26 protein-coding genes are annotated in these 22,372 nt (G+C 66.6%); 14 read left to right on the plus strand and 12 right to left on the minus strand.

The window, feature by feature from the left end; genetic code table 11:
- Window positions 1-88: 88 nt before the first annotated feature.
- Genes ACYAF3_RS09710 through ACYAF3_RS09720 form a run of 3 tightly spaced genes read right to left on the minus strand, consistent with a single transcriptional unit; the run spans window position 89 to window position 1,880 of the window.
- On the minus strand, window positions 89-607 hold the full coding sequence (locus tag ACYAF3_RS09710) for an Hcp family type VI secretion system effector (protein WP_003083317.1): 519 nt from the start codon (window positions 605-607) through the stop codon (window positions 89-91).
- A 51-nt stretch (window positions 608-658) separates the two neighbouring features.
- Complete coding sequence (locus ACYAF3_RS09715) at window positions 659-850, minus strand: hypothetical protein (protein WP_123788632.1); 192 nt, start codon at window positions 848-850, stop codon at window positions 659-661.
- A gap of 49 nt (window positions 851-899) precedes the next feature.
- Window positions 900-1,880: a magnesium transporter CorA family protein gene (locus tag ACYAF3_RS09720; RefSeq protein WP_003123712.1), complete on the minus strand. Its 981-nt coding sequence runs from the start codon at window positions 1,878-1,880 to the stop codon at window positions 900-902.
- Between the two features lie 101 nt (window positions 1,881-1,981).
- Here ACYAF3_RS09720 and ACYAF3_RS09725 point away from each other — a divergent pair, with 101 nt between their 5' ends.
- The 5 genes from ACYAF3_RS09725 (at window position 1,982) to ACYAF3_RS09745 (ending at window position 7,188) form a co-directional block, all read left to right on the plus strand.
- The gene (locus tag ACYAF3_RS09725; RefSeq protein ID WP_003114340.1) at window positions 1,982-2,257 is read left to right on the plus strand and encodes a hypothetical protein; all 276 of its coding nucleotides are present in this window, start codon (window positions 1,982-1,984) and stop codon (window positions 2,255-2,257) included.
- A 132-nt stretch (window positions 2,258-2,389) separates the two neighbouring features.
- Window positions 2,390-3,157: a substrate-binding periplasmic protein gene (locus ACYAF3_RS09730; RefSeq protein ID WP_003096415.1), complete on the plus strand. Its 768-nt coding sequence runs from the start codon at window positions 2,390-2,392 to the stop codon at window positions 3,155-3,157.
- A 42-nt stretch (window positions 3,158-3,199) separates the two neighbouring features.
- Window positions 3,200-3,433: a TIGR02647 family protein gene (locus ACYAF3_RS09735; RefSeq protein WP_003096418.1), complete on the plus strand. Its 234-nt coding sequence runs from the start codon at window positions 3,200-3,202 to the stop codon at window positions 3,431-3,433.
- A gap of 148 nt (window positions 3,434-3,581) precedes the next feature.
- Window positions 3,582-6,434 carry a class I adenylate cyclase gene (locus ACYAF3_RS09740; RefSeq protein ID WP_003146599.1) on the plus strand — a complete coding sequence of 951 codons (2,853 nt, stop codon included), beginning with the start codon at window positions 3,582-3,584 and terminating at the stop codon, window positions 6,432-6,434.
- A 40-nt stretch (window positions 6,435-6,474) separates the two neighbouring features.
- Window positions 6,475-7,188, plus strand: coding sequence for a glycine-rich domain-containing protein (locus tag ACYAF3_RS09745; protein ID WP_014603416.1), 714 nt, complete (start codon window positions 6,475-6,477; stop codon window positions 7,186-7,188).
- A 43-nt stretch (window positions 7,189-7,231) separates the two neighbouring features.
- Here the strand turns inward: ACYAF3_RS09745 and rnk are convergent, their stop codons facing one another.
- The 3 genes from rnk to cyaY all read right to left on the minus strand — a co-directional run bounded on the left by rnk (window position 7,232) and on the right by cyaY (window position 8,294).
- The gene (gene rnk / locus ACYAF3_RS09750; RefSeq protein ID WP_003096424.1) at window positions 7,232-7,636 is read right to left on the minus strand and encodes a nucleoside diphosphate kinase regulator; all 405 of its coding nucleotides are present in this window, start codon (window positions 7,634-7,636) and stop codon (window positions 7,232-7,234) included.
- Between the two features lie 135 nt (window positions 7,637-7,771).
- Window positions 7,772-7,981, minus strand: coding sequence for a DUF1289 domain-containing protein (locus ACYAF3_RS09755; protein ID WP_003161172.1), 210 nt, complete (start codon window positions 7,979-7,981; stop codon window positions 7,772-7,774).
- Complete coding sequence (gene cyaY / locus ACYAF3_RS09760) at window positions 7,959-8,294, minus strand: iron donor protein CyaY (RefSeq protein WP_003121284.1); 336 nt, start codon at window positions 8,292-8,294, stop codon at window positions 7,959-7,961. Before cyaY ends, ACYAF3_RS09755 begins: the two co-directional genes overlap by 23 nt.
- A gap of 253 nt (window positions 8,295-8,547) precedes the next feature.
- Here cyaY and lptM point away from each other — a divergent pair, with 253 nt between their 5' ends.
- From lptM to ACYAF3_RS09790, 6 genes are read left to right on the plus strand one after another with little or no spacing between them, the layout of a single operon-like run.
- Entirely contained in the window at window positions 8,548-8,688 is a 141-nt protein-coding gene (gene lptM, locus ACYAF3_RS09765; protein ID WP_003096430.1) for an LPS translocon maturation chaperone LptM, read from the plus strand.
- Window positions 8,689-8,698: 10 nt separating this feature from the next.
- A complete protein-coding gene (gene lysA / locus ACYAF3_RS09770) occupies window positions 8,699-9,946 on the plus strand; it encodes a diaminopimelate decarboxylase (RefSeq protein ID WP_105579334.1) in 1,248 nt (415 codons plus the stop codon).
- A gap of 10 nt (window positions 9,947-9,956) precedes the next feature.
- Window positions 9,957-10,787, plus strand: coding sequence for a diaminopimelate epimerase (gene dapF / locus ACYAF3_RS09775; protein WP_003114344.1), 831 nt, complete (start codon window positions 9,957-9,959; stop codon window positions 10,785-10,787).
- Between the two features lie 30 nt (window positions 10,788-10,817).
- Complete coding sequence (locus tag ACYAF3_RS09780) at window positions 10,818-11,519, plus strand: DUF484 family protein (RefSeq protein WP_003096433.1); 702 nt, start codon at window positions 10,818-10,820, stop codon at window positions 11,517-11,519.
- Window positions 11,520-11,538: 19 nt separating this feature from the next.
- Entirely contained in the window at window positions 11,539-12,450 is a 912-nt protein-coding gene (gene xerC / locus ACYAF3_RS09785) for a tyrosine recombinase XerC (RefSeq protein ID WP_031685132.1), read from the plus strand.
- Window positions 12,447-13,145, plus strand: coding sequence for an HAD family hydrolase (locus ACYAF3_RS09790; RefSeq protein WP_003118056.1), 699 nt, complete (start codon window positions 12,447-12,449; stop codon window positions 13,143-13,145). The genes xerC and ACYAF3_RS09790 overlap by 4 nt, the downstream gene beginning before the upstream one ends.
- Before the next feature lie 30 nt (window positions 13,146-13,175).
- On the opposite strand, the gene ACYAF3_RS09795 is transcribed toward ACYAF3_RS09790, so the two are convergent.
- Window positions 13,176-14,345, minus strand: a complete 1,170-nt coding sequence (locus tag ACYAF3_RS09795) for an MFS transporter (protein ID WP_003098229.1) — start codon at window positions 14,343-14,345, stop codon at window positions 13,176-13,178.
- A gap of 162 nt (window positions 14,346-14,507) precedes the next feature.
- On the opposite strand from ACYAF3_RS09795, the gene ACYAF3_RS09800 reads away from it, so the two are divergent.
- Window positions 14,508-15,884 carry an aminotransferase-like domain-containing protein gene (locus tag ACYAF3_RS09800; RefSeq protein WP_003098233.1) on the plus strand — a complete coding sequence of 459 codons (1,377 nt, stop codon included), beginning with the start codon at window positions 14,508-14,510 and terminating at the stop codon, window positions 15,882-15,884.
- A 24-nt stretch (window positions 15,885-15,908) separates the two neighbouring features.
- Here ACYAF3_RS09800 and ACYAF3_RS09805 read toward each other — a convergent pair whose 3' ends face one another.
- From ACYAF3_RS09805 to glnK, 5 genes are all read right to left on the minus strand, one after another.
- Window positions 15,909-16,823, minus strand: a complete 915-nt coding sequence (locus tag ACYAF3_RS09805) for a fimbrial protein (protein WP_003098236.1) — start codon at window positions 16,821-16,823, stop codon at window positions 15,909-15,911.
- Between the two features lie 423 nt (window positions 16,824-17,246).
- Window positions 17,247-17,564: a transcriptional regulator SutA gene (sutA, locus tag ACYAF3_RS09810; protein ID WP_003098240.1), complete on the minus strand. Its 318-nt coding sequence runs from the start codon at window positions 17,562-17,564 to the stop codon at window positions 17,247-17,249.
- Between the two features lie 77 nt (window positions 17,565-17,641).
- Entirely contained in the window at window positions 17,642-18,067 is a 426-nt protein-coding gene (locus ACYAF3_RS09815; RefSeq protein ID WP_003096441.1) for a secondary thiamine-phosphate synthase enzyme YjbQ, read from the minus strand.
- Between the two features lie 260 nt (window positions 18,068-18,327).
- Window positions 18,328-19,656, minus strand: a complete 1,329-nt coding sequence (locus ACYAF3_RS09820; RefSeq protein ID WP_003098243.1) for an ammonium transporter — start codon at window positions 19,654-19,656, stop codon at window positions 18,328-18,330.
- Between the two features lie 39 nt (window positions 19,657-19,695).
- Window positions 19,696-20,034 (minus strand): P-II family nitrogen regulator, encoded by a 339-nt coding sequence (gene glnK, locus ACYAF3_RS09825; RefSeq protein WP_003096476.1) that lies wholly within the window; start codon window positions 20,032-20,034, stop codon window positions 19,696-19,698.
- A gap of 439 nt (window positions 20,035-20,473) precedes the next feature.
- On the opposite strand from glnK, the gene ACYAF3_RS09830 reads away from it, so the two are divergent.
- On the plus strand, window positions 20,474-20,734 hold the full coding sequence (locus ACYAF3_RS09830) for an accessory factor UbiK family protein (protein WP_003096478.1): 261 nt from the start codon (window positions 20,474-20,476) through the stop codon (window positions 20,732-20,734).
- A gap of 40 nt (window positions 20,735-20,774) precedes the next feature.
- Entirely contained in the window at window positions 20,775-22,268 is a 1,494-nt protein-coding gene (locus ACYAF3_RS09835; RefSeq protein ID WP_049308005.1) for a YifB family Mg chelatase-like AAA ATPase, read from the plus strand.
- Window positions 22,269-22,372 lie beyond the last annotated feature (104 nt).

Raw genomic sequence — 22,372 nt, forward strand, 5'->3', positions numbered from 1 at the left:
GACCCGGCGCGGGCTTTCCTGGCCACGGCGCTATGGGTCATCGAGGGCACGACGGCCAGCGAGGCTGGCCGCGTGCGGCGGTCGCGGCTCAGCCGGCGACCGGGGAGCGCCAGTCGTCGGAGCCGGAGGTGCCGGAGACTTCGTGGGTCCAGGTGATCTTGCGGTAGGTGAAGTGCACGTCTTCCAGGTGGGTGAAGTGGGCGTTGCCCGGGTCCTGGCAGTTGTGCATGTAGTCCTTGATGTCGACGATGATCGCGTCTTCCAGGACGGTGGTGTAGTAGTGCTCCTGGGTGCCGGCGGCGGAGGTGCGGTACCACTGGATCTCGACCTTGGTCAGGCGCTCGCCGGAGGTCAGGGCGGCCAGCAGCAGGGGCGAGGCCTTGTCGAAGACCTTGGTGATGACCACCGGCTTGTGCACGCGCTGGCCGGTCGGCTGGCCGGACTGCGGGTCGCGCGGGATGATCACTTCGTGGTTGAAGCCCTGGACCATCACCTGGTCCTCGTGGCCTTCCTGGTAGGTGTTGCCGACCGAATCCTCGGTGAAGGCGCCGGCGGTGATCAGGCCCTGCTTGGTGCCGGTGATGGACATATAGGCGGGGGTTGCCATGGATGCATTCCTTGTCAGTGGTAGCCGGGACGACATGTCCTGGTGCGGCAGCTACCCAACAAGCTTCGTGCCAATAAAATATTTACCTTTTAAATCAAATTCTTGAAGAATCTCCCGGCCCGCACGAACACTTTCCCCTGGGTTTACCCCGAAAAAGTGAGCAAGTTGTTGCACAGTGCTATGCAAGAACTTGCTCACTTCATCGAAGACCCCGTCAGGCCTTGGCCCCAGCGTGGTATCCACAGCTTTTCCCGAAGTTATCCAGCAAAAAGTTGCACACCTGCCGAGTGCCTCAGAGCCAGTTCTTGAACTTGAACCAGAGGTACGGAAGGATCGCCGATACCACCATCATCCCCAGCGCCATCGGATAGCCGATGGACCAGTCCAGCTCGGGCATGTCCTTGAAGTTCATGCCGTAGACGGTGCCCACCAGGGTCGGCGGCAGGAACAGTACGGCGGCGATGGAGAACACCTTGATGATGCTGTTCTGCTCGATGTTGATCAGGCCAAGGGTCGCGTCGAGGAGGAAGTTGATCTCGGTGGACATCTTCGCCAGGTACTCGTCCAGCGAGCGCACATCGCGCTCCACGGTCTTCGCCAGCACCTTGGCCGGCTCGGAAAGCCAGCCGTTGCAACCCTGGCGGAAATAGCTGTTCATCCGATTGATGCTGAGCAGGCTGTCGTTGAGCTTGGACAGCAGCGAGCTGCTGCGCCCGAGGTGCTTGATGATCTGCTGCAGGTCGGTCTTCGGCTTGCGGGTCTGGGCGGTGGACTCGGCGAAGATCTCCCGCGACATGCTGCTCAGTTGCCCCTGTACGGCCTCCAACACGTCGGCGATGCGGTCCACCAGGCTGTCCATCATCAGGGCGAACAACTGGGTGCTGCTGCGGTTGGCGTCGAGCTGGCGGATGCAGCGGTTCTCGAACTCGCGGAACGAACGCAGGTCGGCGTAGCGCACGGTAATCAGCCATTTCTCGCTGAGGACGAAGGTCACTTCCTCTGTGCTCGGCCGGTGCTCGGTGATCCCGCCGACCACCGAAGTGGTCATGTAGAGGACGTTGCCGTCCTCGTAGAAGCGCGACGAATCCTCGATCTCGGCCATCTCCTCGCGGGTCGGGATGTTCACCTGCAGGTGGGATTCGAGCAGGCGCTCCTCTTCGGGGGTCGGGTGATGCAGGTCGACCCACAGGGTGCCCGGCGGCAACCCCCGCTGGGCATCGTCGTGCTGGCGTCGCTCCAGGCGGTCGCCGGAAAGGATGTAATAGGTGATCATGTCGGGTATCGCTACCTTCGCGGCCATCCGTTGGCCAAGCAGGGTGGACAACTTCCCGCCGCCGCACAAGCGGTACTTTGCGCCAGAACGAGGAACGCCCGATGAGCGAACAGGACGACAACCAGGAAGACGGCTTCGCCGAGGAAAAACTGATCCAGGCCATCGAGAACCAGATCGAAAGCGAGAATCCGCCGGCGGCGCGCGCCGTGTTCAACAAGCTGACCCTGGTCGGCTACGAGCGCGACGAGGCGCTGGGCATGATGGCCTACGTGCTGGCCCACGAGATCAACGCCATGCTCGCCGCCGACCGCGCTTTCGACAGCGCCGGCTACGAGCATGCGCTGCGTGCCCTGCCGACGTTGCCGGACGACGAATGAGCGGAGCCGGGCCGACTGGTGCCGGCGAATGCCCCTCGTATCCATGCGGTTTTGTTTCGCCAAACGCCTGCCGCTCTGGTAGAAAGGTGGCGCCCACTCTCCGTGCCACCTGCTTTCGCGGAGCGATACCGGATGCGATCCTGGTTCCACTTCCTGCCCATCTGCCTGCTGCTGGCCCTTTCCGGCCCGGCAGCGGCCGTCCCGACAGAACCCCTGGTGCTCGGCGCCGAAGACGACTGGTATCCCTATACCGCCTACAAGGACGGCCGCATCCAGGGCATGAGCGCGGACATCGTGCGGGCCGCCTTCAGGGCTGCGGACACGCCGGTCCAGCTCAATCCCTACCCCTACTCCCGCTGCATGAAGCTGGCCCTGAAAGGCTTGATCGCCGGCTGCTTCAATACCTCGCCGAACCCGCACATCCTCGCCGACTACCGTCTGCCCCGGCATCCGTTGTTCCGCGCGGAGATCCAGCTCTGGGCGCGACGCGACGAAGCGCGGCCGGTGAATGCGGAGCAGGCGCTGAGCGGACGGAAAGTCGCGGTGACCCTCGGCTATGAATACGGCGACGGCTTCGATCGCCGCCACGACCTGGTGCGCATCCCGGTGCGCAAGGACTACTACGGTTTCCTCATGCTCCAGCGCGGCCGCGTCGACTACGCCCTGGCCTACCGCAATACGGCTCGCCAGTTGTTCAGCGAACATCCCGAACTGGAAGGCCAGTTCCAGCCGGTGGCCACGGTCCACCGCCCGGAGCTGTACCTGTCGTTCTCGCGCCGCCACCCGCAGGCCGAGCATCTGCTCGAACGCTTCGACCTCGGCATGCAGCGCATCCTCGCCAGCGGCGAGTACCAGAAGATCCTCGACGGCTGGAGCCAGGCCGCCGACGCTACGCCCTAGTCCAACTACACTCACCGGTGCTCAACACCGCAAGGAGCCGACATGGCCTTCACTCCCGAGCTGATCGACGAACTGGAACTGCTGGCGCTCTTCAACCTGAACAACACCCAGGAAGGACTCAAGGTCCATCACACCGCCGACGGCAAGGCCGTCGCCGCCGCCCGACGCCTGCACGACAAGGGGCTGATCGACCAGCCCGACGGCGGCTACCTGACCAGTCTGGGGCTGGACGCCGCGGAGCAGGCACAGGGCCTGCTGACCATCCTCAAGGGTTGACGGAAGCGGCCATCGCGACCTGCTCCCGACAGGCCGCGACGGTTGCCCCGGTTCGCGGTGCGGCGCTCAAGCCGCCGCGCTTCCGGGCGATACAATGGCATGACCGGAGCCAGGCACGGCGCCTGGCCTTGCCTGTGCCCGGACGCCCATGAACCGACACCCCGCACTCAGCCTCGATCTCGACGATGGCATCGACCGCAAGGTCCTCGGCCAGTTGCGCCAACGCTTCCTGGCGGTCAATGCCGGTCGCCTGCAACGCGCCCGGCAGGCGTTGTCCAGCCGCCAGGAGCGGGTCCTGCGCCTGCTACCGCTGCTGTTCCACATCAACCATCCGCTGCTGCCGGGCTACCTGTCGGCCAGCACGCCAGCGGGCCTGAGCGGTTTCGAGGCGGACGACGAAGTACTCGCCGAAGCCCAGCGCCTGGCCCGCTCGTTTGTCTACAAGCCACGCAGGCAGGAACCCGCACAGCAGCCGATCCACGGCCTGTTCCTGATGGGCAGCCTGGGGAGCCTGGCCCAGGAGGAACAGAGCGATCTCGACCTCTGGGTCTGCCATGCCCCAGAACTGGAGCCCGGCGCGCGCCAGGAGCTGCGCCGCAAGTGCGCGTTGATCGAGGACTGGGCGCGCAGCCAGGGCAGCGAGGTGCACTGTTTCCTGATCGACGTCGCCCGTTTCGGCCAGGACGAACGCAAAGACTGGAAAGAGTCCGGCGGCGACGGCAATACCCAGCACTTCCTGCTGCTCGACGAGTTCTACCGTAGCGCGATCTGGCTCGGCGGACGCACCCCTCTATGGTGGCTGGTGCCGCCGGCCCATGAACGGCGCTACGACGAATACTGCCGGACCCTGCTCGGCAAACGCTTCATCCGCGCCGAAGAGGTACTCGACCTCGGCCACCTGGCGCACATCCCCGCCCGGGAGTTCATCGGCGCCGGCCTCTGGCAGTTGTCCAAGGCCATCGATTCGCCCTACAAGTCGCTGCTCAAGCTGCTGCTCACCGAAGCCTACGCCAGCGAGCACCCGCGGGTCCGCTGCGTCGCCCTGCGCTTCAAGGAGCAGGTATTCGCCGGCCAGCTCGATCTCGACGAACTGGACCCCTACGTCCTGGTCTATCGCCATCTCGAACGCTACCTGCGGGAACAGCAGGCGCCGGAACGCCTGGAACTCGTGCGGCGCTGCCTGTACCTCAAGGTCGGGCGCAAGCTCGGCGGTCGCCAGCGCCAGGCGCAGAAGGGCTGGCAGCACCTGTCGATGGAGCGGCTCGTCGCGGAATGGCAATGGGAGCCTCGCCGCTTGGCCCTGCTCGACAGCCGCAGCCAGTGGAAGATGCGCCAGGTGATGGAAGAGCGTCGCACGGTGGTCAACGAACTGACCTACAGCTACCGCCTGCTGTTCCAGATCGCCCGCCAGCAAGGCGCTGACAGCGGCATCGACAGCCGCGACCTGGGCCTGCTCGGCCGCCGCCTGTATGCCGCCTTCGAGCGCAAGGCAGGCAAGGTGGAGAACATCAACCCGGGGATCGCCCCGGATCTCGGCGAAGACGTCCTGACCCTGGTCCAGCTGCCCGCCGACGACGACCGCGAGCAGGCGCAGTGGGCGATCTTCCCCGGTGCCCTGGGCGCTCACCAGTGGCCTGACTACGCGCCGCTGAAACGCAGCCTCAGGCTGGTCGAGCTGCTCGCCTGGTGCCATCGCAACGGCGTCATCGACAGCGCCACCCGGCTGTCCCTGCATCCCGGCCAGAGCGACCTCGGCGATGCCGAACTGGACAATCTCCTGGGCAGCCTGCGGCAGTTCCTGCCGGTCCCCCTGGCGACCGTGGACGACGCCGACCTGCTGCAACCGCGTCGGCTCAAGAGCGTCCTGCTGCTAGTCAACGTCGGTGTCGACCCGCTGCGCCACCACAGCCAGATGAACCTGCACATGGCTACCGGGCGTACCGACGTGCTCGGTTATGCCGGGGTGCGCGACAACCTGGTGCTGACCCTCGACCAGCTCAGCCTCAACAGCTGGAACGAACTGACGGTGCGCCATTACGCAGGCCCCCAGGCGCTGCCCGAGTGCCTTGCCGAGTTCCTCGACGCCGTCCGCGAAAAGCCCGGAAGCCCGCCGCAGCCGCCTGAACTGATGGTGCGCTGCTTCTGTCGCAACCGGGCCGCCGCCATCGCCGTGCGGGTCGAAGAGCTGTTCCGCGAGACCTACGGGCAACTGCTTGGCGGCCAGCCAAGCCGCTACCTGCTGCAGATCCGCCAGCAGTACCACCTGCTGGAAATGTCGCCGGAAGCGGTCAGCCACGAGAGCCTGCCCGACCTGCCGAGCCTGCTCCAGCACCTGGGCCGCGAGCGAGATGGCTACAGCGCCCTGAAGCTGGATCGTCACGCCCTGGAGGGCGAGGACCTCGGGCTGATCCTGTCCATGGGGCGGCCGGACTGCATCCAGGTGTTCTACCGGCGCGACTTCGACAGCGCCGAGATCAGCCTGCTCGACGAACGCAACGCCCTCTGGCGCCAGCGCCAGGCATTGCGTGACGAACGCAGCCTGCTCGCACCGCTGCAGCGCTTCCTGCAATCGCTGCTGTACCGGCGCAACGCCCTGTCGCTGGCGGAACAGGTGCCGGCCGCGCTGGATATCCGCTACTACGAGTTGCTCTCCAACGACGGCAGAGTGCATGTCGAGCCTCGCGAGGCGCCGGAGGCCCTGGCCGGGCCCGCGCTGTACGAGCTACAGGCGCTACTCGAGCGCGGCGAACGCAAGCGCGTGCAGGTCACCCTGTACTGCGACCACCAGGAGTTTTCCGAACTGGAGTACGGCGCCGGCCTGTTCAAGGCGGTCGCCCGGCATATCCTGGCGCATCGCGCAGAAAGCGAACCCTATCCCTGCTACCTGACCGACCTCGACCTGTCGCGGCTGTTCGCCGACGAACAGCCGCAAACGCTGCACTATCTGCGTTATAAAAGCGTCCTGGAAACGGCGCTGAACCAGGCGCTGCTGGAACAATGACCCAGCGCCGCACCGCGCGGGGCTCGACAAGGACGTACGGATGGCACTCCTCGGTATTACCCTGCTCGCTGGCGCCGCATTCGTGGGCGGCTATCTCTACCGCCGCGGCCTGGATCGCCGGCGCTACCGCTTCATCCAGCAATTCCGCCTGCCGCCGCGGGTCGCCCAGGCGGTCCGCGAGCGCTATCCGCAGCTCAGCGAGGAACAGGTCCAACGGGTGCTCGGCGGCCTACGCGAATACCTGCTGCTATGCCGCGCCGCCGGCAAGCGGATGGTCGCGATGCCGTCCCAGGTGGTGGATGTCGCCTGGCACGAACTGATCCTGCATACCCGGCTCTACCAGCACGTCTGCCGCAAGGGACTCGGGCGCTTCCTCCACCATACGCCGGCCCAGGCGATGAGCAGCCCCCGACAGGCCCAGGAGGGCATCCAGCGCGCCTGGAAGCTGGCCTGCCGCCGCGAGGGCATCGACCCACTGAATCCCACGCGCCTACCGCTGCTGTTCGCCCTCGACACGGAACTGGCGATCGCCGACGGCTTCCGCTACGCCCTGAACTGCGCGCAGCGGCAAGACGGCGGCGCAGCGGTGTATTGCGCCAGCCATATCGGTTGCAGCAGCGGCTGCGCCAGCGATAGCGGCAGTACCTTCGGTTCGGACGGACAGGATTCGCGCCACGGCTGCGGCGGCGATAGCGGTGGAGACGGCGGCAGCGGTTGCGGGGGTGGAGGATGCGGGGGCGGTGGGGGCGACTGAGGGTCGCGAAGCCCGTCGCCGAATGGCGACGGGCGAAAACCGATCAGCGCGCGTAGTCGCCGGCGGCTTCCGGCTGGTATTCGATTTCCAGCAGGGTCAGCTTCAGCGTCTTGCCGCTCGGCGCCGGCCAGTCGATGGTCTGGCCGATGGTCAGGCCCAGCAGCGCGGTGCCCACCGGCGCGAGGATCGAGACCTTGCCTTCGCCGGCGACGTCTTCGGGATAGACCAGGGTCAGGGTGTACTCCTTGCCGCTGCTTTCCTCGCGGCAGCGCACGGTGGAGTTCATGGTCACGACGCCCGGCGGAATCTCGTCATGCCCCACCACCTGGGCGCGCGACAGTTCGGCCTCCAGCGCCTCGGCGGCGGGTCCGAATTCGTCCAGGCCATCCAGCAGGCGCTCCAGGCGCTGCAGGTCCAGACGAGTGATGGTGATCGGCGGCGTGCTCATGATCGCAGGCGTGCTCCTTGGTCCGGTTCGGTTGATCGATGAAAAGCAGGAATCGCAAAAAAGCAAAAACCCCGCCCGAAGGCGGGGTTTTCCCGGACACTAACACAGTCGCAGGAATTAGCAACATCCCCCCTATCAGGAGAGACGGCCCGCCAGCGACTGGCGTCGAGCGGCCTGTGACCTGATCTGCAAGCGGCGGGAATCGTCGGCCTTGCCCCACTCGCGGATTTCCGCCAGGGAACGTCCGCAGCCGACGCAAACGTCCGCATCGTCGAGGCAGCACAGGCGCCGGCAAGGCGAGGCCACCGCCGGCGGCGAAGCCTCAGAGGCCGGGGAACTCGACATCCTCGCCCCCCTGCTCCAGGGTCGCCCGGTTGAGCAGCGCGCCCAGCGGTTCCTGGCTGCCATCGTGGCGCCAGAGGCCGCTGGCCTCGTCGTAATCGAAGTGGAAGCCGCCCGACTTCGCAGCCACCCACAGCTGGCGCAACGGCGCCTGGCGGCTGAGGATCAGCTGCGAGCCGTTCTCGAAGCGTACGGTGAGCACGCCGCCGGCGTTCTCCAGGTCGAGGTCCAGGTCGCTGTCATCGAAGGCGTCTTCCACCTGCTGCTGGAGCGCATCGACCAGGTCGTGGAAACGCGCTTCATTCATCGTACTCATGCATTGCCTCGGCATTCGCTAACGGGAAAAAAGGCGGACGACTACCTTCGTCTTGCCCTATTCCGACAATTCTACGCTGGTATTGCCGTAGTCCGCGCTGTTTTGCCGCGACGCTCGCGGAAAACGCCGGCATCCCCTCTGCCGCAGGCCATTCCCCTGCAAGCCCCGGCACACCTGATCCGGCTCGCATAGGCAAGGCGCCGGGGGGTCGGTATACTCCGGAACAATTCACGTTTTCTACAAGGATTCCGTCATGAAGCGGCTGTTCCTGTCCTTCGTCGCGCTCGCCCTCCTCGCCGGCTCCATCGCCGCCTGCGGCCAGAAAGGCCCGCTGTACCTGCCGGACGACGAAAAAGCCAAGAAAGAACACAGCAAAGACCGCTACGGTTTCTGAGAGAGCGCCCATGGACACATTCAGTTACCGCGACGGTGAGCTGTTCGCGGAAGGGGTGGCGCTTTCCCGCATCGCCGAGCGTTTCGGCACGCCCACCTACGTCTATTCCCGCGCACACATCGAGGCCCAGTACCGCGCCTATGCCGATGCCCTCACCGGCATGCCGCATCTGGTCTGCTTCGCGGTCAAGGCCAACTCCAACCTCGGGGTGCTGAATGTGCTGGCGCGCCTCGGCGCCGGTTTCGACATCGTTTCCCGCGGTGAGCTGGAGCGTGTCCTGGCCGCCGGCGGCGATCCGGCCAAGGTGGTGTTCTCCGGCGTCGGCAAGACCCGCGACGACATGCGCCGCGCCCTGGAAGTCGGCGTGCACTGCTTCAACGTCGAGTCCGGCGAAGAGCTGGAGCGCCTGCAACGGGTAGCTGCGGAACTCGGCGTGAAAGCGCCGGTATCGCTGCGGGTCAACCCGGACGTGGACGCCCAGACCCACCCCTATATCTCCACCGGCCTGAAAGAGAACAAGTTCGGCATCGCCATCGACGAGGCCGAGGCGGTCTACGCCCGCGCCGCCGAGCTTGACCACCTGGAGGTGATCGGCGTCGACTGCCACATCGGCTCGCAGTTGACCCAGCTGGAGCCCTTCCTCGACGCCCTCGAGCGCCTGCTCGGGCTGGTCGACCGCCTGGCCGGCAAAGGCATCGGCATTCGCCACCTGGACCTCGGTGGTGGCCTCGGGGTGCGCTACCGCGACGAACAGCCGCCGCTGGCCGGCGACTACATCCGCGCCATCCGCGAGCGCCTGCACGGCCGCGACCTGACCCTGGTGTTCGAGCCGGGCCGGTCCATCGTCGCCAACGCCGGCGTGCTGCTGACCCGTGTCGAGTACCTCAAGCACACCGAGCACAAGGATTTCGCCATCGTCGACGCGGCGATGAACGACCTGATCCGCCCGGCTCTCTACCAGGCCTGGATGGACGTGCAGGCGGTACGCCCGCGCGACGCCGCGCCGCGCCGCTACGACCTGGTCGGGCCGATCTGCGAGACCGGTGACTTCCTCGCCAAGGATCGCGACCTGGCGCTCGCCGAAGGCGACCTCCTGGCGGTGCGCTCGGCCGGCGCCTACGGCTTCGTCATGAGCTCGAACTACAACACCCGCGGCCGCGCCGCCGAGGTGCTGGTGGATGGCGAGCAGACCCACGAGGTCCGTCGCCGCGAGACCGTCCAAGAGCTCTATGCCGGCGAAAGCCTGCTGCCGCAGTGAGGCCCAGACCATGCTTTTGCGCTTCACCAAGATGCATGGCCTGGGCAACGACTTCATGGTCCTCGACCTGGTCAGCCAGCACGCCCATGTGCAGCCCAAGCACGTCAAGCTCTGGGGCGACCGCAACACCGGAATCGGCTTCGACCAGTTGCTGATCGTCGAAGCCCCGAGCAGCCCCGACGTCGACTTCCGCTACCGGATCTTCAACGCCGACGGCTCCGAGGTCGAGCAGTGCGGCAACGGCGCTCGCTGCTTCGCCCGCTTCGTTCAGGACAAGCGCCTGACGGTGAAGAAGAGCATCCGCGTAGAAACCAAGGGCGGCATCATCGAGCTGAATATCCGCCCGGACGGCCAGGTCACGGTGGACATGGGGCCGCCGCGCCTGGCCCCGGCCGAGATACCGTTCCAGGCCGAGCGCGAAGCCTTGTCCTATGAGATAGAGGTGAATGGCCAGCGCGTCGAACTGGCCGCGGTATCCATGGGCAATCCCCATGGCGTGCTGCGCGTCGAGAACGTCGACAGCGCACCGGTACACAGCCTCGGTCCGCAACTGGAAGTCCATCCGCGCTTCCCGAAGAAGGCCAACATCGGCTTCCTCCAGGTGCTCGATCCGCACCATGCGCGCCTGCGCGTCTGGGAGCGCGGCGTCGGCGAGACCCAAGCCTGCGGCACCGGCGCCTGCGCCGCGGCGGTTGCCGGGATTCGCCAGGGCTGGCTGCAATCGCCGGTGCAGATCGACCTCCCCGGCGGCCGCCTGCACATCGAGTGGGCAGGTCCCGGCCAGCCCGTTATGATGACCGGGCCTGCCGTCCGCGTGTATGAAGGCCAGGTCCGCCTGTAAGGGCCGTCGCCCGCGAGAACCGAGACGCTTATGACCGAGAAAAGCCAGGAACCGACAGCAGCGCTGGACGCCGAGCAGGTGGCCGCCTATCTGAGCCAGCACCCGGAGTTCTTCGTCGAGCATGACGAGCTGATCCCCGAGTTGCGCATCCCACACCAGCCCGGCGACGCAGTGTCGCTGGTGGAGCGCCAGGTACGCCTGCTGCGCGAGCGCAACATCGAGATGCGCCACCGGCTCTCGCAACTGATGGACGTGGCCCGCGAGAACGACCGCCTGTTCGACAAGACCCGCCGCCTGGTCCTCGACCTGCTCGACGCCACCAGCCTGGAAGACGTGGTCAGTACCGTCGAGGACAGCCTGCGCCACGAGTTCCAGGTGCCCTACGTGAGCCTGATCCTGTTCAGCGACAGTAGCGTCTCGGTGGGCCGCTCGGTGAGCAGCGCGGAGGCGCACCAGGCCATCGGCGGCCTGCTCTCCGGCGGCAAGACCGTCTGCGGCGTGCTGCGTCCGCACGAACTGGCGTTCCTCTTCGGCGAGAGCGACCGCGACGAGATCGGCTCCGCAGCGGTGGTCTCCCTGAGTTTCCAGGGCCTGCACGGCGTGCTCGCCATCGGCAGTCCCGATCCGCAGCATTACAAGAGTTCCCTCGGCACCCTGTTCCTCGGCTACGTCGCCGAGGTCCTGGCCCGCGTGCTGCCGCGTTTCTCCTCGCCGCTGCGCTCGGTCCGCTGAGCGCGGCGGGCGGTCCGAGATGCGCGCCGACCTGGATGCCTTCCTTGAACATCTGCGCAGCGAGCGCCAGGTCTCCGCGCACACCCTCGACGGCTACCGCCGCGACCTGCTGAAGATCCTCGCCCTCGCCGAAAAGGCCGGGCTCTCCGACTGGAACGCCCTCGACACCCGCAGCCTGCGCACCTTCGTCGCCCGCCTGCACCAGCAGGGCCAGTCCAGCCGCAGCCTGGCACGGCTGCTCTCGGCGACGCGCGGCCTCTACCAGTACCTGCTACGCGAAGGGCGCTGCCGGCACGACCCTGCCAACGGCCTGAGCGCGCCGAAGAGTCCGCGCAAGCTGCCCAGGACCCTCGACGCCGACCGCGCCCTGCAATTGCTCGACGGTGCCGTGGAGGATGACTTCATCGCCCGCCGCGACCAGGCCCTGCTGGAGCTGTTCTATTCCTCCGGGCTGCGCCTCTCGGAACTGGTCGGCCTCGATCTCGGATGGCTGGACCTCAAGGAAGGCCTGGTGCGAGTGCGCGGCAAGGGCAACAAGGTCCGCGAGCTGCCGGTCGGCAAGGCCGCGCGCCAGGCGCTCGAAGCCTGGCTGCCGCTGCGCACCCAGGCCGCTCCGGAAGACGGTGCGGTGTTCATCGGCCGCAGCGGCAAGCGCCTGACGCCACGGGCGATCCAGCTGCGGGTGCGCCAGGCCGGCGTCCGCGAGCTGGGCCAGCACCTGCACCCGCACATGCTGCGGCACTCCTTCGCCAGCCATCTGCTGGAGTCGTCCGGCGACCTGCGCGCCGTGCAGGAACTGCTCGGCCACGCCGACATCGCCACGACCCAGATCTATACCCACCTGGACTTCCAGCACCTGGCCTCGGTCTACGACCGCGCCCATCCCCGCGCCAAGCGCAAGGGCAACGCCGATGGAGGCAACGACCCATGAGCAGCCTGCGACTGATCACCTTCGACCTCGACGACACCCTGTGGGACGTCGCCCCGGTGATGAACAACGCCGAGGCCCTGCTCCGCGAATGGCTGGCGAGCAACGCGGCGCGCCTGGGTCCGGTACCCATCGAGCACCTGTGGGCGATCCGCACCCGCCTGCTGGATCGTGAGCCGATGCTGCGCCACCGTCTCAGCGAGCTGCGCCGGCGCATCCTGTTCCATGCCCTGCTCGACGCCGGTTATCCACAGGCGGAGGCGGAAAGCCTGGCCGAGGCCGGTTTCCAGGTATTCCTCGAAGCGCGCCACCGGGTCACTCTGTTTCCCGAGGTCCACCCGACCCTGGAGATCCTCGCCGACCGCTTCACCCTCGGCGTGCTCACCAACGGCAACGCCGACGTGCGCCGCCTGGGCCTGGCCGACTACTTCCGGTTCGCCCTCTGCGCCGAGGAACTGGGCGTCGGCAAGCCCGACCCGACGCCATTCCGTGAAGCCCTGAAGCGCGCCGGCGTCGAGGCCTCGGCAGCGATACACATCGGCGACCACCCCAGCGACGACATCGCCGGAGCGCGCCGCGCCGGCATGCGTGCCATCTGGTTCAACCCAAGCGGCAAGCCCTGGGCCGGGGAGGAAGAGCCGAGCGCGGAGATCCGCAGCCTCGCCGAGCTGCCGGCCCTGCTCGCCCGCCTGCAATGACGGACCGGGCCCCCGGTCGCGGGTAGCGCCCTAGGCACGCGAAGCGCTGGCCTTGAAGCGCCCGACCCCGCGCAAGATGGAAAACGCCACCGCAACCGCAGCCAACGTCAGCGACACGCCGAAAAGCAGCAACGCCGTCGACGCACCGAAGCGATCCGCGATCAACCCGGTGAAGATCACCGGCAGGCTGAAGCCGAGGTAGGCCAACAGGAAGTAGCCCGCGCTGGCCCGCGGCTTTTCCGCACCGGCCAGGACATTCACCGCCGACAGCCCGCCCAGGTAGGTGAAGCCGTAGCAGGAACTGCTCGCGCCCAGCGCACCGAACAGCACCGCAGCCAATGAGCCGTGGATCGCGCCCCAGGCCAGCAGGGCATAGCTCGGCGGCAGGATCACCAGCCCCAGGCAGGTCGCCGAGGCCGGCGCCATCCGCCGCGCCAGCGGCTGGAACAGCAGGCCGCAGCTGATCACGGTGAAGGTCGAGAAGCCCGACCAGCGCGCCAGCCCGTGGGCCGCCAGCAGCGAAGGCAGGACCGCGATGACCAGACCCACAGTGGCCCATGCCAGCAGGATCGAGAGACCGTACGGCAGGCTGCCGGCGGGAAAGAACGGCAGCCGCAGCATCGGCGTATCGCGCCCGCGCGGCGCCTCGTCCGGCAGGCCCGCCACCGCCGCCAGGGCCACGCAGGCCAGTCCCAACTGGACCCAGAAGCTGCCGGGCACCAGGCTCTCCCGGAACAGCAGGAACAGACTGGTCAGTGCCGCGCCGAGGCCGAAGCCGAGCGAGGTGCTGGCGGTCACCCAGTTGGCCGAGGTGCGGGAATCCCCGCCCGCGATCAGTTCGCTCATGTAGGCCGTCCCGGTGGCCGATGCCAGAGCCGTGCCGACGCCGAGCAACAGGCGCGCCACGCCGAGCGCCTCCAGGCGCGGCCAGAGCGCCATCACCAGGGTGGCCACCATCGACAGCAGCAGCGCGACGACGATCGGCGGCTTGCGCCCGATCCGATCGGACAACCCGCCGAGTACCAGCAGCACCGGCAGTACGCCGAGCACATAGCCGGAGAAAGCGCTGGCGGTAGCTGCCGCGCCGTAACCGGAAAGCTCCGCGTAGGCGGTGTACAGCGGCGCCTGGAGGTTCACCGCCAAGGTGATCAGGCACAGGCCGAAGGCCAGGCATGCGGCGTGGCGACGGGTATTGCTCATGCGTTTCTCCGTTCAAGGGCCTGCCGCGGCAGAGCGGTGGGCATTGGCTAGCCCGCGAGAAGAGGCGTCGACTATCCGGCGCGGCGGCGCTACGGAACAAGTAACAGCTGTTCGGATTTGTGCTTAACTGTTCGCCTGAAAAAACCGAACAGTGAGTCAGACATGCACCTCCGGATCGACCGCAATGCCAGCGAGCCGCTGGTGCAGCAGATCGTCGCAGGGGTCAGCGGCTGGATCCGCGGCAATCGCGTCCGCGCCGGCACGCGGATTCCGTCGATACGCCAGTTGGCCAGGGAAAACCAGCTCAGCCAGTCCAGCGTGATCGAGGCCTACGACCGCCTGGTCGCCCTGGGGATGCTGGAATCGCGGCACGGCTCGGGGTTCTTCGTCGCCGAGGCGCCCGCCGCCACTACCGACCTCGACAGCGAATGGCACGAAGGCGCGGAAAACGCATGGGGCCAGTTCAGCGGCAGCTCGACGAAACTCAAGCTCGGCTGCGGCTGGATTCCGGACAGTTGGCGGGAAGTCGAGGAACTCAGCTACGCGATCCGCCAGGTCGCCCGCAGCGAACTCGCCGGGCTGTTCGACTACAGCACTCCGCTGGGCCTGCCGGCGCTGCGCCAGCACATCCAGAAACGCCTGCGGCTGATCGATATCCATGTCGACCCGGAGCAGATCCTCACCACCACCGGCGCCAGCCATGCCCTCGACCTGTTGGTACGCACGCTGCTCAAGCCGGGCGACGTGGTGGTGGTGGAGAACCCCGGCTACTACAACCTGTTCAACCTGCTGAAGTTCCACGGGGTGAAGATGCTCGGCGTGCCGCGCACCCGCCACGGCCCGGACACCGCCGCGCTGGAGACGATCCTCCGCGCGCACAAGCCGAAGTTCCTTTTCACCAACAGCATGTACCACAACCCCACCGGCACCAGCCTCAGCCCCTCAGTGGCCCACCGCGTGCTGCAACTGGCCGAGCAGCATGATTTCCACATCGTCGAGGATGACATCTACGCCGACTTCCAGAACGGCCCCAGCACCCGCCTGGCAACCCTCGATTCGCTGCGCCGGGTGATCTACCTGGCGAGCTTTTCGAAGACCCTCAGTTGCTCGCTACGGGTCGGCTACCTGATCGCCGGCCCCGAGCTGATACGGCGCCTGGCGGATGTGAAGATGTACACCAGCATCGGCAGCCAGCGCTTCGCCGAATGCGTGGTCTCGACCATGCTCGCCAACGGCAGTTACCGCAAGCTGGTGCAACGCCTGCGCCAGCGCCTGACCCGGCAGATGGCGGCGACCCTGCGGGTGCTTGGGGACAACGGCTGGGAGGTGTTCGCCGAACCGGTCGGCGGGATGTTCGTCTGGGCCCGTATCGGCGACTACCCGTTCGCCGAATTGCAGGCCGTGGCGACACGCCTGGACGTGCTGCTGTCGCCGGGCAGCGGCTTCAGCCCGGAAGGCGAGGAGAGCGACTGGCTGCGTATCAACATCGCCTATGCCAGCGACCCGCGGGCCCTGGCGTTTTTCGAGGCGTTCGGGTGAGGCGCGCTCTTGCCCTCCCCTGCCTCACTGGTAGTCGAGCAGGATCACCATCGCGGCCAGGACCGAGCCGGGCGTGATTTTCTCGGCGGTCTGCACATAGGACGCTTTCATCGGGATCCAGTAAGCCCCGCCGGTGTTCTTGTCGTACGCGGTCACCGGCAACGAGAGTCCCATCCGTAGCGGAACGCCGGCCTCGTCGGTGACCCGGATCGATACGCCGGTCGCGGTGCTGCCCGCCAGGCGCGGCAATACACCCGAGCCTTCGGCCACCGCGCCCCCCACCGCTTGAAGGCTGTAGCCGACGCGGTTGTACCCGCGAGGACAGCCGGCCACTACGAGATTGAACGGGGTAACGGCCGCGTAGGTGCCGACGCCGTTCAGCCGGGCGGCAGCGATCGACTGCAGCTTCACGGTCTGGTCGGCGACCTGGCAGGTCGCATTGATCGTGGTGACGCTCCCGGTCAACCTGATGGAAGAGGTGCCAGACGCGATAAGCCCGTCCTTGTAGGTAATGAGGAAGTACGAGTTGAACGCTCCGCTCGCGAACTGGCCGTCGGAGAGCGGCGTCGAGTTGCGGAACAACTGGACCTCCGCGATTTGCGAGAAAGTGCCCTTGAAACGGCTGCTCGCCGGTATGCCATCCAGCAGCAGGCGCACCGAAAGGCCCGGCACGTTGGTATTCAGGTCCGGACCATCGACCGGGTCCCAGACACTTCCCTTGTTGTACAGAGCGACGCCGATGAGATCGCAGCTGGGCTTGCCGCACAGTTGCATGGGAGTGAACGTGTAGCGCGACGTGACGTTTCCCTCGGGAAGGATCGAGGGGACGGCGATATCGCGGCCGCCGAAAGCGTACAGATTGGCAGCCATGCTGGTGCCGGCGGGAACGAACAGGACTGCCGCGATCAGCAGGGTTCGACGGAACGTCTTGAACTCCATGGGATGACAACCGATGTGTCCGGCATGTCCGGGAAAATCCACCGGAACCGGAGTGAACTTGATGGGTGGCTAATCTTTTCAGAACACCTGGAAAGGAGCCATAAGACAGGACCTACACGGCTCCGCGAATCCACCTAAGAATCGCTAGGAAAATTCTTAAGCAAGCTCTACAGCTCGCTCTCCGGCAACCCCGGACGCCGCTTGGAGCACCTGGATGGCAAGCAGCTTCGGTTGACGATGTGGAACGGTAGCGCTGCCACCGGAAAGGAAAAGGCCTTGGCCCGTCGCCAGCCGTGCCTGAACAGGCGAAAGATCGGCTCGCCAACCGGGATGCGGCGGGGCGAGATGCCCGTCAAAGTGACCGGCGCCATAGCACAAGGCCCGCCATCCCTTGCGGGAGGCGGGCCTTGGGATGGCGCGAAATCAGATGGGGCGGCTGCCGTACTTGCTGTCCGGCTTCTTCGGCGGATCGGCCACCACGTTGGGTTCGATCTCCTGCACCTTTCCACCGCGGGAAAGGAACTCCTCCATCGCCTTGGCGAGGGCGTCACGCTCTTTCTGCTTGGCTTCGACCGAGGGCAGCTCCTCTTCCACCACGGCGGCTTTCGCCTTCTTCCCGGGGGCGGGGGCCTCGTCGCCGTCGCCGCTGTCCGCTTCGCCGTCGTCGGCCGCGGCCAGCTCTTCGCCGTCGTCCTCGTCAGCGCCGTCCAGCTCGTCCTGTTCCAGTTCTTCTTCGCTCATGGTCAACCTCTCGGTGCTGCAAAAGCAGGTTAGTTATAGCCCAGCCGCGCGTTTTGATGAGCGCCGCCGGAAAAAATTCATACTGACTCGCCCTGCCAGGTGGCGAGCACGCGCCGTGCCCCGCCCCTGTCCCGGTGTTCACCGAGATAGATCCCCTGCCAGGTGCCCAGTGCCAAGCCTCCCGACTGTATCGGCAGGGTCAGTTGGCAGCCCAGCAGGCTGGCCTTGAAATGCGCCGGAAGGTCGTCCGGACCTTCGTCGTTGTGTTCATAGCCGACTTCGCCGCGTGGCGCCAGCCGCTCGAAAAAACGCTCGAAATCCCGGCGTACGGCAGGATCGGCATTTTCATTCAGGGTCAGTGAAGCCGACGTATGTTGCAAAAGCAGGTGCAGCAGGCCGACCCGGCACCGCCGAAGCTCCGGCAAGGCGTCGAGTATCTCCTCGGTGACGAGGTGAAAGCCCCGCGGACGCGGGCGCAAGGTGATCAGGGTCTGCTGCCACATGCTGCTGTTCCAAATCGGCTCCGATCCGTCGCGCCGCGCATTCTAGCGCGGCATTTGAAAAAGCAAAGAGCGTAAGAGGCAGACCTGTGAAAGCTGATGGTGGCGCAGTCCGCTGGCAGTCACTGAAAGACCGGTTGCGGAAAGGTGGTGGCAGTCGCGGGAAGCGCCCAGGACTTTCGACGCACAAGGGCATGGCGTTCGGCGAAGGCGAGCGCGGGAGGCAAACCGACGCCCGGCGGAAAGCCGGGCGCCGGCAGGTATTACAGGTTGTAGCCGCGCTCGTTGTGCAGCGCCAGGTCGAGGCCGACCGCTTCCTCTTCCTCGGTGACCCGCAGGCCCATGACCAGGTCCAGCACCTTGAGGATCACGAAGGTCACCACGGCGGTGTAGACCACGGTGAAGGCCACGCCCTTGAACTGCACGAAGAACTGCGCGCCGATGTCCTCCACGCTGCCGAAGCCGCCCAGCGACGGCGCCGCGAAGATCCCGGTGAGCAGCGCGCCGACGATACCGCCGACCGCATGTACGCCGAAGGCGTCGAGGGAATCGTCGTATTTCAGCGCGCGCTTGAGACTGGTGGCGGCGAAGAAACAGATCACCCCGGAGGCCAGGCCGATCACCAGCGCGCCCATCGGACCGGCGGTGCCGGCGGCCGGGGTGATGGCCACCAGACCGGCGACCACGCCGGACGCGATGCCCAGGGCGCTCGGCTTGCCGTGGGTGATCCACTCGGCGAACATCCAGGCCAGGGCCGCGGCGGCGGTGGCGATCTGGGTCACCAGCATGGCCATCCCGGCGGTGCCGTTGGCGGCGGCGGCGGAACCGGCGTTGAAACCGAACCAGCCGATCCACAGCATGGCCGCCCCGACCAAGGTGTAGCCGAGGTTGTGCGGCGCCATCGGCGTGGTCGGGTAGCCCTTGCGCTTGCCCAGCACCAGGCAGGCGACCAGACCGGCGATACCGGCGTTGATGTGCACCACGGTGCCGCCGGCGAAGTCCAGCACGCCCCAGTCCCACATCAGGGCGCCGTCACCGCTCCAGACCATGTGCGCGATCGGCGCGTAGACCACGGTGAACCAGACCGCCATGAAGATCAGCATCGCCGAGAACTTCATGCGCTCGGCGAAGGCGCCGACGATCAGCGCCGGAGTGATGATCGCGAAGGTCATCTGGAAGGTGATGAACACGCTTTCCGGGAACAGCGCGGTGGCGGAAGTCAGGCCGTCGGCGGTGAGACCGCTGAGGAAGGCCTTGTCCAGTCCGCCGACGAAGGAATTGAAGTTGAGGACGCCCTTCTCCATCCCGGTGGTATCGAACGCCAGGCTGTAGCCATAGACCACCCAGAGAATGGTGATCAGGCCGGTGATGGCGAAGCACTGCATCATGATCGACAGCACGTTCTTCGCTCGCACCATGCCGCCGTAGAACAGCGCCAGGCCGGGGATGGTCATGAGCAGGACGAGCGCAGTGGAGATCAGCATCCAGGCGGTGTCGCCGCTGTTCAGGACGGGCTCCTCGGCGGCCAGGGCGACGCCCGGCAAAGCGAGGGACAATAGGGCTCCTAGCCCTGCGATCTTACGCAGAGTCATGTTGGTATTCTCCTGGGGCTTTTGGGGGTTCGGTTGGGCTTAGATCGCGTCGGTATCGGTTTCGCCGGTACGGATGCGGATGGCCTGTTCCAGGTTCACCACGAAGATCTTGCCGTCACCGATCTTGCCGGTATTGGCCGCCTTGGTGATCGCCTCGATGACGCGGTCCAGCTGGTCGTCGGCGATCGCCACGTCGATCTTCACCTTGGGCAGGAAGTCGACGACGTACTCGGCGCCGCGATACAGCTCGGTGTGGCCCTTTTGCCGGCCGAAACCCTTGACCTCGGTCACCGTGATGCCCTGCACACCGATCTCGGACAACGACTCGCGGACGTCGTCCAACTTGAACGGCTTGATGATGGCAGTGACTAGCTTCATGAAACTCTCTCCCGTGTTTGGTGGACTCGCCCCAGGAAAACGAACCCGAGGACAGTCTAAGCGCAGTGTCTGGCTTTGTAACGCGCCGGTCCCTCTGGGAAGCATGATCGGGACCCTCCGCCCCGACCTGGCCCTGCTGCGGCCGTTCGATGCCGCAACCTGCCGGCCTCCCGCAACCGCCTCATCTGCCGCACCGGTACTGCTTCAGTGCACGCCTCACCCCGGCCAAAGCAGAAAGCTTGCCAGCTCCGGCAAATCCGCCGGATTTCAAGCTCTTAGCCGCCAACCCGGGGATAGTGCGGAACGCCGGGCTCCGGGCGGCGCACCAAATAGGCGCAGACGCGCTCCGACAGTTGCGCAAAAAGTGTGCAATGGCCCTCCCGCGAGCGCCGCCGACATCGTGCTAGACTGCCGCCCACTCGTTACCGGAACCCTCGCCATGCTGCCGCCCAAAGCCGTCTTCGAAGCCCTCAGCCAACAAGCCAGCCGCCTGTTCGCCGGCGAATCGCCGTTGCCCAAGGCCGAGCTGGAGTCGCAGTTCCGCGCCCTGATGCAGAGCGCCTTCAGCAAGCTCGACCTGGTCAGCCGCGAGGAGTTCGACAGCCAGATGCTGGTCCTCGCCCGCACTCGCGCACGGCTGGAAGCCCTGGAGGCCAAGGTGGCGGAACTCGAAAGCAAGCTGACGCCGCCCGCCGACTGATCCTCCCCCCTGCGAGCGGCGTGAGATCAAGGAGCGATCCATGTCCCTGGCGATTGTCCACAGCCGAGCCCAGGTCGGCGTCGAAGCCCCCTGCGTCAGCGTCGAGGCGCACCTGGCCAACGGCCTGCCTTCGCTGACCCTGGTCGGCCTGCCGGAAACCGCGGTGCGCGAGAGCAAGGACCGCGTGCGCAGCGCCCTGCTCAATGCCGGTTTCGACTTCCCCGCGCGGCGCATCACCCTCAACCTCGCCCCCGCCGACCTACCCAAGGACGGCGGTCGCTTCGACCTGGCCATCGCACTCGGCATCCTCGCCGCCAGCGGCCAGTTGCCCGGCACCGCCTTCGACGGCCTGGAGTGCCTCGGCGAACTGGCCCTGTCCGGGGCGATCCGGCCAGTGCGAGGCGTATTGCCGGCCGCGCTGGCGGCGCGCGACGCAAGGCGCGTTCTGGTGGTACCGAAGGAAAATGCCGAAGAGGCCAGCCTGGCCAGCGGGCTGACGGTGTTCGCCGTGGACCACCTGCTGGAGATCGCCGGACACCTCTCCGGCCAGGCCCCGCTGCCGCCCTACCAGGCCCGCGGCCTGCTCCGCGCGCCCTTCCCTTATCCAGACCTGGCCGAGGTCCAGGGCCAGGCCGCCGCCAAGCGCGCCCTGCTGGTGGCCGCCGCCGGCGCGCACAACCTGTTGCTCAGCGGCCCGCCGGGCACCGGCAAGACCCTCCTGGCCAGCCGCCTGCCCGGCCTGCTGCCGGCGCTCGACGAGGACGAAGCCCTGGAGGTCGCGGCGATCCATTCGGTGGCCAGCCACGTCCCCCTCAGGCACTGGCCGCAGCGACCGTTCCGCCAGCCGCACCACTCCGCCTCCGCGCCGGCCCTGGTCGGCGGCGGCAGCCGCCCGCAGCCGGGCGAGATCACCCTGGCGCACCAGGGCGTGCTGTTCCTCGACGAACTGCCGGAGTTCGAGCGCAAGGTCCTGGAGGTCCTGCGCGAGCCGCTGGAAAGCGGCGAGATCGTCATTGCCCGGGCCAACGGCCGGGTACGTTTCCCGGCGCGCTTCCAACTGGTGGCGGCGATGAATCCCTGTCCCTGTGGCTACCTCGGCGATCCCAGTGGCCGCTGCCGCTGCACCCCGGAACAGGTCCAGCGCTACCGGGGCAAGCTGTCCGGACCGCTGCTCGATCGCATCGACCTGCACGTCAGCGTGCTCCGCGAAAGCACCAGCCTGCAGCCAGGACACGGCGAAACCGCTACCGCCGAGGTCAGCGAACGGGTGGGCGCCGCACGGCAACGGCAACTGGCCCGCCAGGGCTGCGCCAATGCCCATCTCGATCTCCAGGCGATGCACCGCAATTGTGCACTCGCCGAAGCGGACCGCCGCTGGCTGGAGGCTGCCGGAGAGCGCCTGGAACTTTCCTTGCGCGCCTTGCATCGCATACTCAAGGTGGCCCGGACGCTGGCCGACCTGGAGCGCATCGATGCCATCGAACGCCGGCACCTGGCGGAAGCCCTGCAGTATCGGGCAATGACCTCCACGTGAAGCGTAATAATTCAGCAAAGCTATCGATTAAGGCTTTTCGAATCAAATTAGCTATCACGATGTGTTAGGCTGTTTCGTCTTCCGCCTTCGGCGGGCAATCCGAT

It is taken from the genome of Pseudomonas sp. TZ252, from assembly GCF_056110345.1.

What these genes read in the sequence shown, in the direction of transcription:
- ACYAF3_RS09795 (WP_003098229.1), bottom strand. Translation starts at nt 14,345, where the DNA reads ATGAGCAATACCCGTCGCCACGCCGCATGCCTGGCCTTCGGCCTGTGC.
- sutA (WP_003098240.1), bottom strand. Translation starts at nt 17,564, where the DNA reads ATGAGCGAAGAAGAACTGGAACAGGACGAGCTGGACGGCGCTGACGAG.
- lptM (WP_003096430.1), top strand. Translation starts at nt 8,548, where the DNA reads ATGAAGCGGCTGTTCCTGTCCTTCGTCGCGCTCGCCCTCCTCGCCGGC.
- rnk (WP_003096424.1), bottom strand. Translation starts at nt 7,636, where the DNA reads ATGAGCACGCCGCCGATCACCATCACTCGTCTGGACCTGCAGCGCCTG.
- ACYAF3_RS09815 (WP_003096441.1), bottom strand. Translation starts at nt 18,067, where the DNA reads ATGTGGCAGCAGACCCTGATCACCTTGCGCCCGCGTCCGCGGGGCTTT.
- glnK (WP_003096476.1), bottom strand. Translation starts at nt 20,034, where the DNA reads ATGAAGCTAGTCACTGCCATCATCAAGCCGTTCAAGTTGGACGACGTC.
- cyaY (WP_003121284.1), bottom strand. Translation starts at nt 8,294, where the DNA reads ATGAGTACGATGAATGAAGCGCGTTTCCACGACCTGGTCGATGCGCTC.
- ACYAF3_RS09725 (WP_003114340.1), top strand. Translation starts at nt 1,982, where the DNA reads ATGAGCGAACAGGACGACAACCAGGAAGACGGCTTCGCCGAGGAAAAA.
- ACYAF3_RS09820 (WP_003098243.1), bottom strand. Translation starts at nt 19,656, where the DNA reads ATGACTCTGCGTAAGATCGCAGGGCTAGGAGCCCTATTGTCCCTCGCT.
- xerC (WP_031685132.1), top strand. Translation starts at nt 11,539, where the DNA reads ATGCGCGCCGACCTGGATGCCTTCCTTGAACATCTGCGCAGCGAGCGC.
- ACYAF3_RS09835 (WP_049308005.1), top strand. Translation starts at nt 20,775, where the DNA reads ATGTCCCTGGCGATTGTCCACAGCCGAGCCCAGGTCGGCGTCGAAGCC.
- ACYAF3_RS09720 (WP_003123712.1), bottom strand. Translation starts at nt 1,880, where the DNA reads ATGATCACCTATTACATCCTTTCCGGCGACCGCCTGGAGCGACGCCAG.
- ACYAF3_RS09780 (WP_003096433.1), top strand. Translation starts at nt 10,818, where the DNA reads ATGACCGAGAAAAGCCAGGAACCGACAGCAGCGCTGGACGCCGAGCAG.
- ACYAF3_RS09735 (WP_003096418.1), top strand. Translation starts at nt 3,200, where the DNA reads ATGGCCTTCACTCCCGAGCTGATCGACGAACTGGAACTGCTGGCGCTC.
- ACYAF3_RS09800 (WP_003098233.1), top strand. Translation starts at nt 14,508, where the DNA reads ATGCACCTCCGGATCGACCGCAATGCCAGCGAGCCGCTGGTGCAGCAG.
- ACYAF3_RS09790 (WP_003118056.1), top strand. Translation starts at nt 12,447, where the DNA reads ATGAGCAGCCTGCGACTGATCACCTTCGACCTCGACGACACCCTGTGG.
- ACYAF3_RS09710 (WP_003083317.1), bottom strand. Translation starts at nt 607, where the DNA reads ATGGCAACCCCCGCCTATATGTCCATCACCGGCACCAAGCAGGGCCTG.
- ACYAF3_RS09755 (WP_003161172.1), bottom strand. Translation starts at nt 7,981, where the DNA reads ATGTCGAGTTCCCCGGCCTCTGAGGCTTCGCCGCCGGCGGTGGCCTCG.
- ACYAF3_RS09805 (WP_003098236.1), bottom strand. Translation starts at nt 16,823, where the DNA reads ATGGAGTTCAAGACGTTCCGTCGAACCCTGCTGATCGCGGCAGTCCTG.
- ACYAF3_RS09830 (WP_003096478.1), top strand. Translation starts at nt 20,474, where the DNA reads ATGCTGCCGCCCAAAGCCGTCTTCGAAGCCCTCAGCCAACAAGCCAGC.
- dapF (WP_003114344.1), top strand. Translation starts at nt 9,957, where the DNA reads ATGCTTTTGCGCTTCACCAAGATGCATGGCCTGGGCAACGACTTCATG.
- lysA (WP_105579334.1), top strand. Translation starts at nt 8,699, where the DNA reads ATGGACACATTCAGTTACCGCGACGGTGAGCTGTTCGCGGAAGGGGTG.
- ACYAF3_RS09745 (WP_014603416.1), top strand. Translation starts at nt 6,475, where the DNA reads ATGGCACTCCTCGGTATTACCCTGCTCGCTGGCGCCGCATTCGTGGGC.
- ACYAF3_RS09730 (WP_003096415.1), top strand. Translation starts at nt 2,390, where the DNA reads ATGCGATCCTGGTTCCACTTCCTGCCCATCTGCCTGCTGCTGGCCCTT.
- ACYAF3_RS09740 (WP_003146599.1), top strand. Translation starts at nt 3,582, where the DNA reads ATGAACCGACACCCCGCACTCAGCCTCGATCTCGACGATGGCATCGAC.